The following is a 13,588-nucleotide window of genomic DNA, read 5'->3' on the forward strand; positions in this document are numbered from 1 at the left end:
ATGGAGCACAGCACCCAGCCCGCCGGGCGGCCGTTGCCCGGGCATATCGCTGCCGCCCTCGCCGGTGCCGGCGGCGCGACGGACTCGGCCGGGCAGCCCTGGGCGGGCCGCAGCCTCAGCGGTGACGACGCCAGGATCCACAACTTCGAGGACGACGACGGCGCCGCCGACGCCGGCTACCTGGCGGCGCTGGCAGCGCTGGCCGCCGGCCAGGGCGACGAGGCATCGGTAGTGGCATCCCTGGCGACCGCACGTGTCTTCGTGCCGATCCTCGCCCGGCTCGCTGAAGAAGGCGAGGCTGTGATCGGCCAGGAAGGCAAGGAACAGTACGGCGGGGAACTACACGGGGACAAGCAGGCGGATATGGCCCTGGTGACCCTCAAGGCGCCCGACGGCCGGACCGCGCTGCCGGTGTTCACCTCGGCCGAAGCCCTGGCCGCGTGGCACCCCGAGGCCCGGCCCGTGGCGGTGTACGCGGCACGTGCCGCGCTCTCCGCCGTTGCCGAGGACGCCGAACTGCTGGTGCTGGACCCCGGCTCCGCCGCCACCTTCGTGGTGCGCCGCCCGGCCGTGTGGGCGCTGGCCCGGCAGCACGCCTGGACGCCGAGCTACAGCGATCCGGCGGTGGCGGAAGCGGTCGAAGCGGCCGCGGCCGGTGTTCCGGCGCTCCGGCGCGTGGAAATTCGTCCCGGCGGTGGCGTTGCGTCGGCGCAGGCCGGCGGCAGGCAGCTTCCCGGCGGTGGCGCCGGTCCGGAGCTGCGCGTTGTGCTGTACCTTGAAGACGGACTCGACGCCGCCGCGGTGCAGTCCATCGTGGCCGGCCTCAACGAAGCCTGGGCCCGGAATGAAACGTTTGCTGAACGGGTTGACTCGATCGAAATCAAGTTGCAGCGCGCAGCTCAATAGCCGACGGCCAGTTCGGAGACATCCCGGCGCTGCCGCAGGCAGTACTCAAAGGAATGCAGTTTCGTGAATTTCGCGCTTTACCGGGACCTGCTTGCCGTGAGGCCCATCAGGAACCTCCTGCTGGTCGGCATGGTCGCCCGCATCCCGCACTCCGCCGCAGGCGTGCTGTTGACCCTTCACATCGTCCTCACCCTGGGCCAGGGCTATGCCGCGGCCGGGGCGGCAGCCGCTGTCATGACGATCGGCATTGCCGTCGGCGCCCCGTGGCGCGGCCGCCGCGTGGATACCGTGGGTCTGCGGAGGGCGCTGATCCCCTCGGTCGTCTCCGAGACCGTCATCTGGTCGATCGTGCCGCACGTCAGCTATCAGCTGCTGCTGCCACTGGTCTTCGTGGGCGGCCTGCTGACGCTGCCGATCTTCAGCGTCGTGCGCCAGTCGCTGGGCATCCTGGCCAGCGGCGAGCAGCGGCGGACAGCCTTCGCCCTGGACGCGATCAGCACCGAACTGGTCTTCATGATCGGCCCCGCCGCAGGGGCCCTCGTCGCCACCGCGGGATTCTCCGTGTTGGGCCTGACCGTGGTGGGGGTCGCCACCTCCCTGTCCGGCCTGTTCCTGATGTGGATCAACCCGCCCACCCGCAGTGCCGCGCCCGGCGTCGAACCGGATCCGGCCTTCGAAGCGGGCCAGCAGGAGGGTGCGGAGACGGCCCTCGTCGCCGCGGCACCCCATGTCCAGGAGGCTGCAGCGGAACTGGCGCCGCTGGCCGCCGCGGAACAGCGGCGGCAGAGCAGGCCCGGCTTGCGGCACAAGGTCATCCACAACTTCGCCTGGTTCACGGCCGCCGTCGCGGCGGTCTTCGCCGTCGCAGCCGGGGCGGGCATGGTGCTGAGCGGCACCGACGTCGGCATTGTCGCCGCCCTGCAGACGGGTGGCCATCAGGCCGAAATCGGCATCGTGTTCCTGTTCTGGTGCGCGGCATCGGTGCTGGGCGGCCTGGTCTACGGCGCCATGCACCGGCCCGTCTCGCCGGTCCTGCTGCTGCTGGGCATGTCCGCACTGACCCTTCCAATGGCGTTCGCCCAGGACACCTGGACGCTCGCACTGCTCTCGCTGCTGCCGGGCCTGCTGTGCGCACCGGTGCTCTCTGCCGCGTCCGAGAAGGTGGCGGAACTGGTTGAGGAGGGCCGCCGAGGCGAGGCGATGGGCTGGTATGGCTCCGCCCTTACCGGCGGGGTGGCACTCGGCGCCCCGCTGGCCGGGCTTTTCATCGACGGCGTGGGCCCTGGCGCGGGCTTCGTCTCGGTGGGGCTGGCCGGCGTCGTGCTGTGCCTCGTGGGCCTGGTGCTGCAGCACCGCCGCCGGCGGCGGCTGGCCGCAGCCTGACCTGCCGCAACCCTGATAACGGAGGGTTAACGACGACGGCGGCGGGCGGACCGATGTGGTCCGCTACTTCTCGCCCGGACCCTTGCCCGGGGCGTCCGGAATGGCGGATTCCTCGCGGAAGGCCAGCTGCAGGGACCGCAGGCCGTCGCGCAACGGGCCGGCATGCTGGGAGCCGATCTCGGGGGCCGCGGCGGTGACCAGCCCGGCGAGGGCGGTGATCAGTTTGCGCGCCTCATCCAGGTCCTTGAGCTCCTCGGCGTTCTCCTCGGCGGCCAGGCCGAGCTTCACTGCGGCGGCACTCATCAGGTGCACGGCGGCGGTGGTAATGACTTCGATCGCGGGGACCTCGGAGATGTCGCGGATCTGCTGGGAAACATCGGCCTGGGCATCGGCCGGCTGGTAAACGTGTGAATTACTGTCTGGAGTGCTCATGCTGGTAAGCTTGTCACAGACCAACTGAATGTCGTTATTTCTGCAGAAGTCCACAAACGGAACAGAGACCCGGCGGCGCCACGTGCGTTGAGCCGGTATCTTTCTGTAGAATTGGTTTTCAGTTTGCAAGCGGAGTTCTCTCCCACCCGCGTCAGCCGCGAGTATTCCCTAGGAATCAAGGTTGCCGGGTACCTGGTCGGGCATTTTCTCCGGGCATTTAGCCTGGCGGGTATGCATGCCTCCTCCTCGCGGGGACGGCAGTACCGATCTTTGAGGCCTTCGATTGCTCCGGCAATTGGAGGCCTTCTTCATTTGCCGGCGGAGTACCCCTCACGAACACAGGAGCTTTAACATTAGCGAGCCAAGAATCAATGAGCGTATCCGCGTCCCCGAGGTGCGGCTGGTCGGCCCTGCAGGCGAACAAGTAGGCGTCGTCCGTATTGAGGATGCCCTGCGTTTGGCTGCCGAGTCCGATCTTGATCTCGTTGAAGTTGCACCGCAGGCCAAGCCTCCGGTGTGCAAGCTGATGGACTTCGGCAAGTACAAGTACGAAGCCGCCGTCAAGGCACGCGAAGCCCGGAAGAACCAGACCAACACGGTCCTGAAGGAAATCCGCTTCCGCCTGAAGATCGACACCCACGACTACGAGACGAAGCGCGGCCACGCGCTCCGCTTCCTCGGCGCCGGTGACAAGGTCAAGGCCATGATCCAGTTCCGCGGCCGTGAGCAGCAGCGCCCCGAGATGGGTATCCGCCTGCTCCAGCGCTTCGCTGACGACGTCGCCGAAGTGGGCGTCGTGGAGTCAAGCCCGCGCATCGACGGCCGCAACATGGTCATGGTTGTCGGACCGCTGAAGAACAAGGCAGAAGCCAAGGCAGAGGCCCGCCGTGCAACGCAGCGCGCAGAAGCCAAGGCCGAGAACGAAGCCAAGTCTTCGGGCGGAGGCCGCGTTGACACGTCCGCCCCCGAGGCACCCCTGACGCAGTCGCTTGCCGACCTGCTGCCGGAGGGCTACCAGGTCCGGACTGAGGCGCCCAAGGCTGAGGAAGCCGCGACGGAGGCTCCGGCAACGGAAGCCCCCGCCGCTGAGGCGCCCAAGGCTGAGGAAGCCGCGACGGAGGCTCCGGCGACGGAAGCCCCCGCCCAGGAAGAGCCGAAGCAGGAGGCCCCCAAGGCCCCCAAGGCGGCTGCTCCGAAGCAGGCAGCTCCGAAGGCCGCCGCGAAGCCCGCAGTGACCAAGGCGCCGGCCGCTCCCAAGGCTGCAGCACCGAAGGCACCTGCGGCACCGGCAACGCCGGCGGCCGAGAAGCCTGCGCCGAAGCCGGCTGCGGCACCGAAGCCGGTCGCCCGGCCTGCGGCTCCGAAGCCTGCGGCACGGCCGGCGGCCCCCAAGGCCGCCCCGAAGCCGGGCAGCAAGAAGACCAACTAGTTCACGGCTGCCGGACAGCAATGTCCGGCAGCAAGCAACCAGCACGCCGCCCGCAGGGGTGGCTGCACGAAAGACTGCAGACCCCGTCTGCGGATACGTAAGGAGATCGGTTCCCATGCCGAAGATGAAGACCCACAGCGGTGCTAAGAAGCGCTTCAAGCTGACCGGTAGCGGCAAGCTGCGCCGCCAGCAGGCCAACCGCCGCCACTACCTCGAGCACAAGTCCTCCAGGCTGACCCGCCGCCTCGCCGGCGACAAGATCGTCTTCAAGGGCGACGCCAAGGTCATCCGGAAGATGCTCGGCATCTAAGTTCCAAGTTCTCGGATCGATTGCCACCTGGCAGCGGTCCACTACCAAAAAGGCTTCTCAGGCCAGCCGGGTTTTCCGGCAGTAGATGCTTGGGATCAGAATTCTGAAGGAGTACGCACGTGGCACGTGTGAAGAGGGCGGTCAACGCCCACAAGAAGCGCCGGGTTATCCTCGAACGCGCAAAGGGCTACCGTGGACAGCGTTCACGCCTGTACCGCAAGGCCAAAGAGCAGCTGCTGCACTCGTTTGTGTACAGCTACGGCGACCGCAAGAAGAAGAAGGGCGACTTCCGCCGCCTGTGGATCCAGCGCATCAACGCTGCTTCCCGCGCCAACGGCCTGACCTACAACCGTCTGATCCAGGGCCTCAAGGCCGCTGAGGTCGAGGTTGACCGCCGTATGCTGGCCGAGCTGGCCGTCTCCGACGCCAACGCCTTCGCCGCGCTGGTCAAGGTCGCCAAGGACTCGCTGCCTGCCGACACGTCCGCTCCGGCCGTCCAGGTCGAGGCTGCTGCGGCCCCGAAGGCTGCGAAGAAGCCTGCCGCGAAGAAGCCTGCTGCCAAGAAGGCTGACGCCGAGGCCGCAAAGTAGTTCCTCCCGCCGTCGAAAGACAGCGTCGTTCAAGAACTGCTCGCGAGAGCAACTAAGGTTCTTATATGAACGAAACCGGGCGCCCGCAAGACTTTCCACTTTCCAACCCTCGAGCCGATCGAGTGAGGAAGGTGGCACAGCTTGCCGGGCGCCCGGCCCGTTTAAAGCGCAGCGAGTTCCTGGCGGAGGGGCCGCAGGCCGTCCGGGAAGCCCTGGTCCTGCACCAGAAGAGGGTTGCCGCGGGGGAGCCCGGCATCGTCTACGAGGTCTACGCGAGTGAGGCCTGCCTGGACCGGCACCCGGACCTGGAGGCACTCGCGGAGGGCACCAGCGCGTACCTGGCCACCGACGAAGTGCTGGCCGCGATGGCGGACACGGTCACCCCGCAGGGCATCCTCGCGGTCTGCGGCTTCCTGGACGTCGGCCTCGATCAGGTGCTGGACGCGGACCCGCAACTGGTCGCGGTCCTGTGCCAGGTGCGCGACCCCGGCAACGCCGGAACCGTGCTCCGGGCCGCCGACGCCGCCGGGGCGGATGCCGTCATCCTGACTGCCTCCAGCGTTGATATCTACAACCCCAAAGCTGTGCGCTCTACGGCCGGATCCCTGTTCCACCTGCCCGTGGTGCTCGGCGCCGATGTCGAGGAACTGGTGGCACGCTGCAAGGAACGCGGCATCGGTGTCCTCGCGGCGGACGGCCAGGGCCAGCTGAATCTGGACCGGCTCCAGGACGAGAACGCGGCCCGGCGGCTCGGCGCGTCCGCGGCCGAATCAGAGTACGCCCTGGAACAGCCAACCGCCTGGCTGTTCGGCAACGAGGCCCAGGGGCTCTCCGAAGAGGAACTCGCCCTCGCAGACCACCGTGTCGCCGTGCCGGTCTACGGAGCGGCGGAAAGCCTCAACTTGGGCACCGCGGCAACGGTCTGCCTTTACGCCAGCGCCCGGTCGCAGCAGCGCACGGCTTAGCCGGCAACACCTTTAGAAGAACCAACGACGGCGGGGGCCCACCAATTGGTGAGCCCCCGCCGTCGTGCCTTCACCGCTGCGGCATTGCTGCCGGGCGGTGGCGTGAGAGATTTACGTGGTCCGGTTTCGCCCGGTGATGGCGCCGTAGATGCCTGCTACGACGAGGCCGCCGACTATGGCCAGGATCCAGGAACCCAGGTTCCAGAATTCCATCTTGCCGCCGCCGAACAGCAGGTCGCCGATCCAGCCGCCGACAACGGCCCCGACGACGCCGAGCACGAGGCTGGTGACCCAGCCGCCGCCGACCCTGCCAGGCATGATTGCCTTAACGATTGCACCTACAATGAGTCCGAGAATGATCCAGCCTAGAAAGCCCATGTCTCCTCCTACATATTCGTCGGCATTCACCTTAGGAATCCCGATTATGGCTTCAAGCTAACACAGGCGTGATCGCGTGTCAGCAACATCACACTCAATCGTTACGTACCGCAAACCGGCCCCGCCGCGGTGCGGTGGCGGGGCCTAAACGGGTACGGTGTTCCTTGCGGACACGGGCCCCAAGCGCTTTCCGCACGTTCCCCTGAAAAACCTCCAAAGGAGAAGCTCTCTTGGCTGCAAACGGCGGTACCAAGGCGATTGTCGCGGCGTTGGCCGCCAACCTGACGATCGCCGTCCTCAAGTTCGTCGCATTCATCCTGACGCTGTCCTCGTCGATGCTCGCGGAGGCCATCCACTCGCTCGCCGATTCAGGGAACCAGCTGCTCCTGCTGGTCGGCGGAAAGCGCGCCAAGAAGGAAGCGAGCCCTGAACACCCGTTCGGGTACGGCCGGGAACGGTACATCTACGCGTTCATCGTCTCGATCGTGCTCTTTTCCGTCGGCGGCCTGTTTGCGCTCTACGAGGCCTGGGGCAAGATCCAGCACCCGCACGGCATTGAAGGCGACTTCTGGTGGGTCCCTCTGGCCGTGCTGATCGGCGCCATCGTCGCCGAGTCCTTTTCGTTCCGGACCGCGATCCGGGAGTCCAACCCGCTGCGCGGCAACCAGAGCTGGGTCCACTTCATCCGCAACGCCAAACAGCCCGAGCTGCCCGTGATCCTGCTGGAGGACTTCGGCGCCCTGCTGGGCCTGGCCTTCGCCCTCTTCGGCGTGAGCATGACGCTGGTGACCGGCAACGGCATCTGGGACGCCCTCGGCACCGGGATGATCGGCCTGCTGCTGGTGGCGATCGCCGGGGTGCTGGCGGTGGAAACCAAGTCCCTGCTGCTGGGCGAGTCGGCGACCAAGGCCGACGTCGCAAAGATCCGCGGCGCCATCGAGTCCGACGGCACCAGCATCATCCACATCAAGACCATGCACCTCGGCCCCGAGGAACTGCTGGTGGCGGCCAAGATCGGCGTCGGCGCGGCCGACTCGGGCCGGGACATCGCGGCGGCCATCGACGCCACCGAGGTCCGGATCCGCGAAGCCGTGCCCACCGCACGGGTGATTTACCTGGAACCGGACGTGCAGCGCGTCAGCGCCAGCTAGTTCGCGCGTTCCACCCGTTCAACCCGAGGCCGCTGGGCCGGTACCGCTTCAGTCGGCTACCGGACCAGCGGCTTCCTGCGTTCGACCGCACCGCTGAGGGCGGCGACGCCGAGGCCCAGGATGGCCAGCACCGCCCCCACGAGGGCCGGCGCCACGTAGCCCCAGCCCCAAGCGATGACGAGGCCGCCGAGGAAAGCGCCCAGGGCGTTGGCCACGTTGAGGGCCGCATGGTTCAGCGAGGACGCCAGCGACGGCGCGCCGGGGGAGGCATCGAGGAGCCGCGTCTGCAGCGCCGGGACGAGCATGGAACCGGCGGCCCCCACGACGAAGACCATCACGTAGGCGGACCAGGGCCAGTGCACGGCCACCGCGTAGACCACGAGTGCCACGGCAACGCCGGGCAGGACCCAGTAGATGGTGCCCATGACGGACTTGTCCGCAATCCGTCCGCCGACGATGTTTCCCACCACCATGCCCACGCCGTAAAGGGCGACGACGAGCGGCAGCCACTCCGAGGGAATGCCCGCCACTGAGGTCATGGTGTGCGCGATGTAGGTGTACGTGGCGAAGAAACCGCCGAAGCCGACCACGCCGATCAGGACTGCGAGCCAGACCTGCAGCCGCTTCAGCGCGCCGAGTTCACGGCGGATGCTCGCGTCGGCGTGGGGTTTCTGGAACGGCACGAACTTCCACAGCATGGCCATGGTGGCGATGCCGATCAGGCCGACCAGCAGGAAGAGCAGCCGCCAGCCAAAGTTCTGGCCCAGCCAGGTCCCGAACGGCACACCGATGACGTTGGAAACGGTCAGGCCCGCCATCACCATCGAGATGGCCCAGCCCCGTTTGGTCGGGGCGACCAGGGACGAGGCAATGACCGCGGCAACCCCGAAGAAGGCGCCGTGCGGCAGACCTGCGGCGAAGCGGGACACCAGCATGGTGCCGTAGTCCGGGGCGATGAAGGAACTGAGGTTCGCGAGGCTGAAGAACAGCATGAGCCCCAGCGCGAGGTACTTGCGCGGCAGTTTGGCTCCGACGGCGGCCAGCACCGGTGCGCCGACCACCACGCCCAGGGCATAGGCGGAGATCAGGTGCCCGGCCTCCGGGGTGCCGATGCCCAGGCCCTGTTCCACCTCCTTGAGCAGGCCCATCATGGTGAACTCTGTGGTGCCGATGCCGAATCCGCCCATCGCAAGGGAAATGATGGCGAGGGCAAGGTGGCGGCTGCCGGTTTTCGGCGTCGCGGGGGCGTCTTTGGTGGTTGTCATTCATCTACTTTTCGGGAATGATCCCGGCTGGAGCCAGGAGAATGCGGCGCAGTGGTTCGGCGTGGAGTCTCTGAGCAGGGAATGCGGGGCGCAGGCTCCGGTATTCCAATATTCCAACGGCGTACGCCAGGTCTCCCATCATTGTCCCCCGGCAACCACGGCCGCGGCGCCCCTAGACTGGTGGACGTGACTGAACTCATCAACGTCGTCGGCGGCGCAGTAGTGGATTCCCTGGCCGACCCCCGGACCCTCCTGGTGGCGAGGCGGACCGCACCACCCCAGTTTGCCGGCATGTGGGAGTTCCCCGGCGGCAAGGTGGACCCGGGTGAGGCTCCGGAGCGTGCACTGCACCGTGAACTGCTGGAGGAACTCGGGGTGGAAGTCCGGCTGGGGCCGGAGCTGCCCGCTGAGGCACCGGCCGGCTGGCCGCTCAACGACCGGGCCGCGATGCGAGTCTGGTTCGCCGAGCTGGCGGCCGGCACGCCGCAGCCACTTCAGGACCATGACGAACTCCGCTGGGTGGCGCTGACGGACCCGCAGGAAGTCCTGGAGCTGCCCTGGATCCCGGCCGACCTGCCGATCGTGGAAGCACTCCTGGCGGCGGTCGCGGCGGAACCCTCGCCAAACTAGGCGCTGTGTGCCTACGCTGGGGCGAACCGAGAGGAGCTTGGCGTGCAGGTGGGGGTCAGACGGGAACAGCGTGCGGGGGAACGCCGGGTTGCGGCCACCCCCGAGACGGTGCGGCAGCTCACGGGCCTCGGCTTGTCGCTGCTGGTGGAATGCGGTGCCGGCGTCGAATCCGGCTACGGCGACGCCGACTATGAGGCGGCCGGGGCCAGCCTCACCCCGGAGCTCCCGCTGGACGCCGTGGATGTCCTGTTGCACGTCCGCCCGCTCTCCCCGGAAACCGCCGGCGCGCTGCAGCCCGGCACCGTCACCATCGGCTTTGCCTCACCGGCTTCGGAACTGCCAGCCGTGGGCGCCCTCGCCGCCGCCGGCGTGACGTCCTTTGCCCTGGAACTCGTGCCCCGGATTTCCCGTGCCCAGTCGATGGACGCGCTCAGCTCCCAGTCCCTGGTCGCCGGCTACCGCGCCGTGCTGGAGGCGGCACTGCGCTACCCGAGGTTCTTTCCGCTGTACATGACCGCTGCCGGGACCATCCCGCCGGCCCGGGTGCTGGTCCTCGGCGCCGGCGTCGCAGGCCTGCAGGCGATCGGCACCGCGAAACGGCTCGGCGCGCGGGTATCGGCCAACGACATCCGCGCCGCCTCCGCCGACGAGGTCGCTTCGATGGGCGGCACCTTCATCAACCTGGAGCTCGAAACTGGAGCTGCGAACGCGTCCGCTGAGGGCGGCGGCGGCTACGCCCGCGAACTCGCTGAGGACCGCGCCGCCCGGCAGCGCGCCTTGCTGGCGCCACACGTCGCTGCGGCGGATGTGCTGATTACGACGGCGGCGATTCCGGGCCGCCCCGCCCCGCTGCTTGTCACCGCCGACATGGTGGCCGGGATGCGGGCGGGATCGGTCGTCGTGGACCTCGCCGCTGAATCCGGTGGCAACGTCGAGGGAGTCATCGCCGGCCGGGACGTCCTGGTTCCGGTCCCGGGCGGCGCCGTGACGCTGGTAGGGATGCAGGACGCGGCGTCGGCCGTAGCGTCCGATGCGTCCCGGTTGTACGCCAAGAACGTCGCCAACCTGCTTGCCCTGATGACCCTGGACGGCAAGGTGGTCCCGGACTTCGACGACGACGTCGTCGCCGGAGCCTGTCTGACCCACGACGGCGCCGTCCGGCACGCCGGCACGGCGGCAGCGATGGAGGCCCACAACTAATGGATGCTGTCACGTTACTCACGGTGGTGGTGCTCGCCGTCTTTGTCGGCTTTGAGGTCGTCTCCAAAGTCACCAGCAAGCTGCATACCCCGCTGATGTCCGGCGCCAATGCCATCCACGGCATCATCCTGGTCGGAGCGGTCATCGTGGCGGGCCAGACCGACGACCCCTGGCTGCTCGCCGTCGCCTTGCTCGCGGTGGTCCTCGCGACCGTCAACCTGGTCGGCGGCTTCGTCGTCACTGACCGGATGCTGGAGATGTTCGGCCCGCGGAAGGCCGCCGGTCCCGGTGGTTCGGCCGGAGCCGCCCCTCCTGCCGGCACCGCCCGGACGGGGGAGGAGGGCAAATGAGCGTCCTCGCCCCGGGCTGGACCGCGCTGTTCTACCTCGTGGCGGCCGTCTGCTTCATTCTCGCCCTGAAGGGCCTCAGCTCGCCCCGGACCGCCCGTCGCGGCAACGCCATCGGCGCGGCCGGTGCTGCGGTGGCCGTGGTGACCGTGTTCCTCTCCGCGCGGCTGGAGAACATTCCGCTGATCCTGGCCGCCATCGCCGTCGGCACCGCACTGGCCGTACCGGTGGCCCGGCGGGTGCAGATGACCCAGATGCCGCAATTGGTGGCCCTGTTCAACGGGGTGGGCGGCGGCGCGGCGGCGCTGGTAGCGGTGCTGGAACTCGGCCACAGCGCGGACTCCTGGGTGCGGCCGGCCGTCGTGTTCACCATGCTGGTCGGCGCGGTGTCCTTCGCCGGTTCGGCCGTCACGGTCGGGAAACTGCAGGAGCTGATCAGCACCCGACCATTGCTCTTCCCGGGTATGCCTGCCGTGATGGTGCTCGTCCTGGCGGGCGCCCTGACCGCGGGTGCACTCGTTGTGCTGACGGGGTCGGCGGCCTGGGCCGGGGCGCTGCTGGTGCTGGGCCTGGCCGCGGGGCTACTGCTGGTGCTCCCGGTCGGCGGCGCCGACGTGCCGATCGTGATCTCGTTGCTGAACGCCTTCACCGGCCTCGCCGTCGCGGCGTCCGGGATCGTGCTCGGCAACGTGCTGCTGCTCGTCGCCGGGACACTTGTGGGCGCCAGCGGCACCATCCTGACCAAGGTGATGGCCTCGGCCATGGGGCGCGGCGTGGCCGGCATCATGTTTGGCGCCTTCCGGGGCGGATCCACAGCGGGTTCGACCGCCCTCAGCGACCGGCCGGTGCGCTCCTCCTCGGCCGAGGACGTCGCCGTCCAGCTCGGCTATGCCCAGCGCGTCGTGATCGTGCCGGGCTACGGCCTCGCCGTCGCCCAGGGCCAGCACACGGTAGCCGAGCTTGCCACCGCCCTCACCGCCAGGGGAGTCGACGTCGTCTTCGCCATCCACCCGGTCGCGGGCCGGATGCCCGGGCACATGAACGTGCTGCTGGCGGAGGCAAACGTGCCGTACGAGTCGCTCCGGGAACTCGAGGAGGTCAACCCGGAGTTCGCCAACACGGACATCGCCCTGGTGGTGGGCGCGAACGACGTCGTCAACCCGGCCGCGAAGTCGTCCCCGGGGTCGCCGATCTACGGGATGCCGATCCTCGAGGTGGTCCAGGCGCAGCAGGTGGTGTTCCTGAAGCGCTCGATGCGGCCGGGCTTCGCAGGCATCGAGAACGAGCTCCTGCATGACCCCAAAACCACCCTGCTGTTCGGCGACGCCAAGGATTCGCTCTCCAAGGTCCTCGGAGCGGTCAAAATCCTCTAGGCGCCGGACTAGGCACCGGCGAGGCGCCCTGCCGGAGAACAGGAAGAGGACGCGCCGGTCAGAAGAGCGTGGGCTGCGCTGTTCCGGCGTTGACGCCGGCACTGTAGGCCGCCGCTCCCGGCGCTCCCGGTCCGGGGATGCTGCCCGCCGGGTACTGGGCTTCCTCCTCCCGCGGATCATCGTTGAGGTCCCGGTGGCTGAACCCCGAGGATCCCAGGAAGCCGTGCCGGGACTTGAAATACCGGATGCGGCCCGCCAGCCACGCGCGGTATTCCTTGGAAGCGTAGGAACCGCTGCCATAGAGGCGGCGGTATTTTCCGGCGAGCTGGGGGTGCTCACGGGCGATCCACTGCATGAACCACTCCCGGGTGCCGGGCTTGAGGTAGAGCGCCCCTGCCGTGACGCCTGTGGCGCCAGCCGCTGCGAGCGAGCCGAAGAGCGAGTCCAACGCTTCGTCGGAGTCCGAGAGCCAGGGCAGGATGGGCATGGCCATCACGCCGCAGGGAAGCCCCGCGTCGCGCAGCCGGGAGACCAGCTTCAATCTGGCCCGCGGGCCCGGCGTTCCGGGTTCCACCGCCTCGGCGAGCCGCTCGTCGGTCATGGCCAGCGAGATCCCAACGCCCACCGGGACCTGGGCGGCGGCGTGCTTGAGCAGCGGGATGTCCCGGGCCAACAGCGTGCCCTTGGTGAGGATGGACAGCGGAGTGCCGGAGTCGGCCAGGGCGCCGATGATGCCGGGCATCAGCTGGTAGCGGCCTTCGGCGCGCTGGTACGGGTCCGTGTTGGTTCCCAGGGCGACGTGGTGGCGCTGCCAGGAGGGCTTGGCGAGTTCCTTGCGCAGCACCTCGGCGGCGTTGATCTTGACTACTACCTGGCTGTCGAAGTCGAGGCCGGAGTCGAAGTCGAGGTAGGTGTGGCTCTTGCGGGCGAAGCAGTAGACGCAGGCGTGGCTGCAGCCGCGGTAGGGATTGACCGTCCACTCGAACGGCATGCGGGAACCGGCGGCCACCTTGTTGAGCACCGATTTGGCGGTGACCTCATGAAAAGTGACCCCGGCAAACTCAGGGGTGGAGACGGACCGCACGAGTCCGGCCAGCGGCAGCAGGGCCGGCGAGGCGGGCCCTGCGGCGGACCCTGCAGGGAGAGCTTCGCCGCTTGGCTTCAGTGCTTGCGCGTCCCATCTCATGGATACATTCGAATATATGTTCGATCTTAAGTCAAGGACCCGG

General features: G+C 68.3%; 15 protein-coding genes. 11 read left to right on the top strand and 4 right to left on the bottom strand.

Annotated elements, in window-relative coordinates; genetic code table 11:
- Both AB4Y91_RS16030 and AB4Y91_RS16035 read left to right on the top strand, forming a co-directional pair.
- A complete protein-coding gene (locus AB4Y91_RS16030; RefSeq protein ID WP_441419411.1) occupies nt 1–906 on the top strand; it encodes an SseB family protein in 906 nt (301 codons plus the stop codon).
- A gap of 63 nt (nt 907–969) precedes the next feature.
- A complete protein-coding gene (locus tag AB4Y91_RS16035; protein WP_441419412.1) occupies nt 970–2,289 on the top strand; it encodes an MFS transporter in 1,320 nt (439 codons plus the stop codon).
- A 63-nt stretch (nt 2,290–2,352) separates the two neighbouring features.
- Here AB4Y91_RS16035 and AB4Y91_RS16040 read toward each other — a convergent pair whose 3' ends face one another.
- Nucleotides 2,353–2,721 carry a DUF1844 domain-containing protein gene (locus tag AB4Y91_RS16040; RefSeq protein WP_441419413.1) on the bottom strand — a complete coding sequence of 123 codons (369 nt, stop codon included), beginning with the start codon at nt 2,719–2,721 and terminating at the stop codon, nt 2,353–2,355.
- Nucleotides 2,722–3,115: 394 nt separating this feature from the next.
- On the opposite strand from AB4Y91_RS16040, the gene infC reads away from it, so the two are divergent.
- The 4 genes from infC (at nt 3,116) to AB4Y91_RS16060 (ending at nt 6,015) form a co-directional block, all read left to right on the top strand.
- Nucleotides 3,116–4,150 carry a translation initiation factor IF-3 gene (gene infC, locus AB4Y91_RS16045; protein ID WP_441419414.1) on the top strand — a complete coding sequence of 345 codons (1,035 nt, stop codon included), beginning with the start codon at nt 3,116–3,118 and terminating at the stop codon, nt 4,148–4,150.
- A gap of 115 nt (nt 4,151–4,265) precedes the next feature.
- On the top strand, nt 4,266–4,460 hold the full coding sequence (gene rpmI, locus AB4Y91_RS16050; RefSeq protein WP_009358635.1) for a 50S ribosomal protein L35: 195 nt from the start codon (nt 4,266–4,268) through the stop codon (nt 4,458–4,460).
- A 119-nt stretch (nt 4,461–4,579) separates the two neighbouring features.
- Nucleotides 4,580–5,050, top strand: coding sequence for a 50S ribosomal protein L20 (rplT, locus tag AB4Y91_RS16055; RefSeq protein WP_175323251.1), 471 nt, complete (start codon nt 4,580–4,582; stop codon nt 5,048–5,050).
- A gap of 65 nt (nt 5,051–5,115) precedes the next feature.
- Nucleotides 5,116–6,015, top strand: coding sequence for a TrmH family RNA methyltransferase (locus AB4Y91_RS16060; protein ID WP_441419415.1), 900 nt, complete (start codon nt 5,116–5,118; stop codon nt 6,013–6,015).
- Between the two features lie 111 nt (nt 6,016–6,126).
- Here the strand turns inward: AB4Y91_RS16060 and AB4Y91_RS16065 are convergent, their stop codons facing one another.
- Complete coding sequence (locus AB4Y91_RS16065) at nt 6,127–6,393, bottom strand: GlsB/YeaQ/YmgE family stress response membrane protein (protein ID WP_441419416.1); 267 nt, start codon at nt 6,391–6,393, stop codon at nt 6,127–6,129.
- 230 nt (nt 6,394–6,623) lie between these two features.
- Here AB4Y91_RS16065 and AB4Y91_RS16070 point away from each other — a divergent pair, with 230 nt between their 5' ends.
- Nucleotides 6,624–7,544: a cation diffusion facilitator family transporter gene (locus tag AB4Y91_RS16070; protein WP_441419417.1), complete on the top strand. Its 921-nt coding sequence runs from the start codon at nt 6,624–6,626 to the stop codon at nt 7,542–7,544.
- A 56-nt stretch (nt 7,545–7,600) separates the two neighbouring features.
- Here the strand turns inward: AB4Y91_RS16070 and AB4Y91_RS16075 are convergent, their stop codons facing one another.
- On the bottom strand, nt 7,601–8,809 hold the full coding sequence (locus AB4Y91_RS16075) for an MFS transporter (protein WP_441419418.1): 1,209 nt from the start codon (nt 8,807–8,809) through the stop codon (nt 7,601–7,603).
- A gap of 186 nt (nt 8,810–8,995) precedes the next feature.
- Here AB4Y91_RS16075 and AB4Y91_RS16080 point away from each other — a divergent pair, with 186 nt between their 5' ends.
- The 4 genes from AB4Y91_RS16080 to AB4Y91_RS16095 are packed head-to-tail and all read left to right on the top strand — an operon-like array spanning nt 8,996 to nt 12,359.
- A complete protein-coding gene (locus tag AB4Y91_RS16080; protein WP_441419419.1) occupies nt 8,996–9,439 on the top strand; it encodes a (deoxy)nucleoside triphosphate pyrophosphohydrolase in 444 nt (147 codons plus the stop codon).
- 42 nt (nt 9,440–9,481) lie between these two features.
- Nucleotides 9,482–10,639: a Re/Si-specific NAD(P)(+) transhydrogenase subunit alpha gene (locus AB4Y91_RS16085; RefSeq protein WP_441419420.1), complete on the top strand. Its 1,158-nt coding sequence runs from the start codon at nt 9,482–9,484 to the stop codon at nt 10,637–10,639.
- Nucleotides 10,639–10,989, top strand: a complete 351-nt coding sequence (locus AB4Y91_RS16090; protein WP_441419421.1) for an NAD(P) transhydrogenase subunit alpha — start codon at nt 10,639–10,641, stop codon at nt 10,987–10,989. Before AB4Y91_RS16085 ends, AB4Y91_RS16090 begins: the two co-directional genes overlap by 1 nt.
- Nucleotides 10,986–12,359, top strand: coding sequence for an NAD(P)(+) transhydrogenase (Re/Si-specific) subunit beta (locus AB4Y91_RS16095; RefSeq protein ID WP_441419422.1), 1,374 nt, complete (start codon nt 10,986–10,988; stop codon nt 12,357–12,359). Before AB4Y91_RS16090 ends, AB4Y91_RS16095 begins: the two co-directional genes overlap by 4 nt.
- Before the next feature lie 58 nt (nt 12,360–12,417).
- On the opposite strand, the gene AB4Y91_RS16100 is transcribed toward AB4Y91_RS16095, so the two are convergent.
- Nucleotides 12,418–13,545, bottom strand: a complete 1,128-nt coding sequence (locus AB4Y91_RS16100; RefSeq protein ID WP_441419423.1) for an Rv2578c family radical SAM protein — start codon at nt 13,543–13,545, stop codon at nt 12,418–12,420.
- Nucleotides 13,546–13,588 lie beyond the last annotated feature (43 nt).

Source organism: Arthrobacter sp. YAF16 (genome assembly GCF_052113385.1).
Lineage (GTDB): Bacteria > Actinomycetota > Actinomycetes > Actinomycetales > Micrococcaceae > Arthrobacter.

Coding starts and splice junctions, on each gene's coding strand:
- rpmI (WP_009358635.1), top strand. CDS start 4,266: ATGCCGAAGATGAAGACCCACAGCGGTGCTAAGAAGCGCTTCAAGCTG.
- AB4Y91_RS16060 (WP_441419415.1), top strand. CDS start 5,116: ATGAACGAAACCGGGCGCCCGCAAGACTTTCCACTTTCCAACCCTCGA.
- AB4Y91_RS16065 (WP_441419416.1), bottom strand. CDS start 6,393: ATGGGCTTTCTAGGCTGGATCATTCTCGGACTCATTGTAGGTGCAATC.
- AB4Y91_RS16040 (WP_441419413.1), bottom strand. CDS start 2,721: ATGAGCACTCCAGACAGTAATTCACACGTTTACCAGCCGGCCGATGCC.
- AB4Y91_RS16075 (WP_441419418.1), bottom strand. CDS start 8,809: ATGACAACCACCAAAGACGCCCCCGCGACGCCGAAAACCGGCAGCCGC.
- AB4Y91_RS16030 (WP_441419411.1), top strand. CDS start 1: ATGGAGCACAGCACCCAGCCCGCCGGGCGGCCGTTGCCCGGGCATATC.
- AB4Y91_RS16090 (WP_441419421.1), top strand. CDS start 10,639: ATGGATGCTGTCACGTTACTCACGGTGGTGGTGCTCGCCGTCTTTGTC.
- AB4Y91_RS16095 (WP_441419422.1), top strand. CDS start 10,986: ATGAGCGTCCTCGCCCCGGGCTGGACCGCGCTGTTCTACCTCGTGGCG.
- AB4Y91_RS16100 (WP_441419423.1), bottom strand. CDS start 13,545: ATGAGATGGGACGCGCAAGCACTGAAGCCAAGCGGCGAAGCTCTCCCT.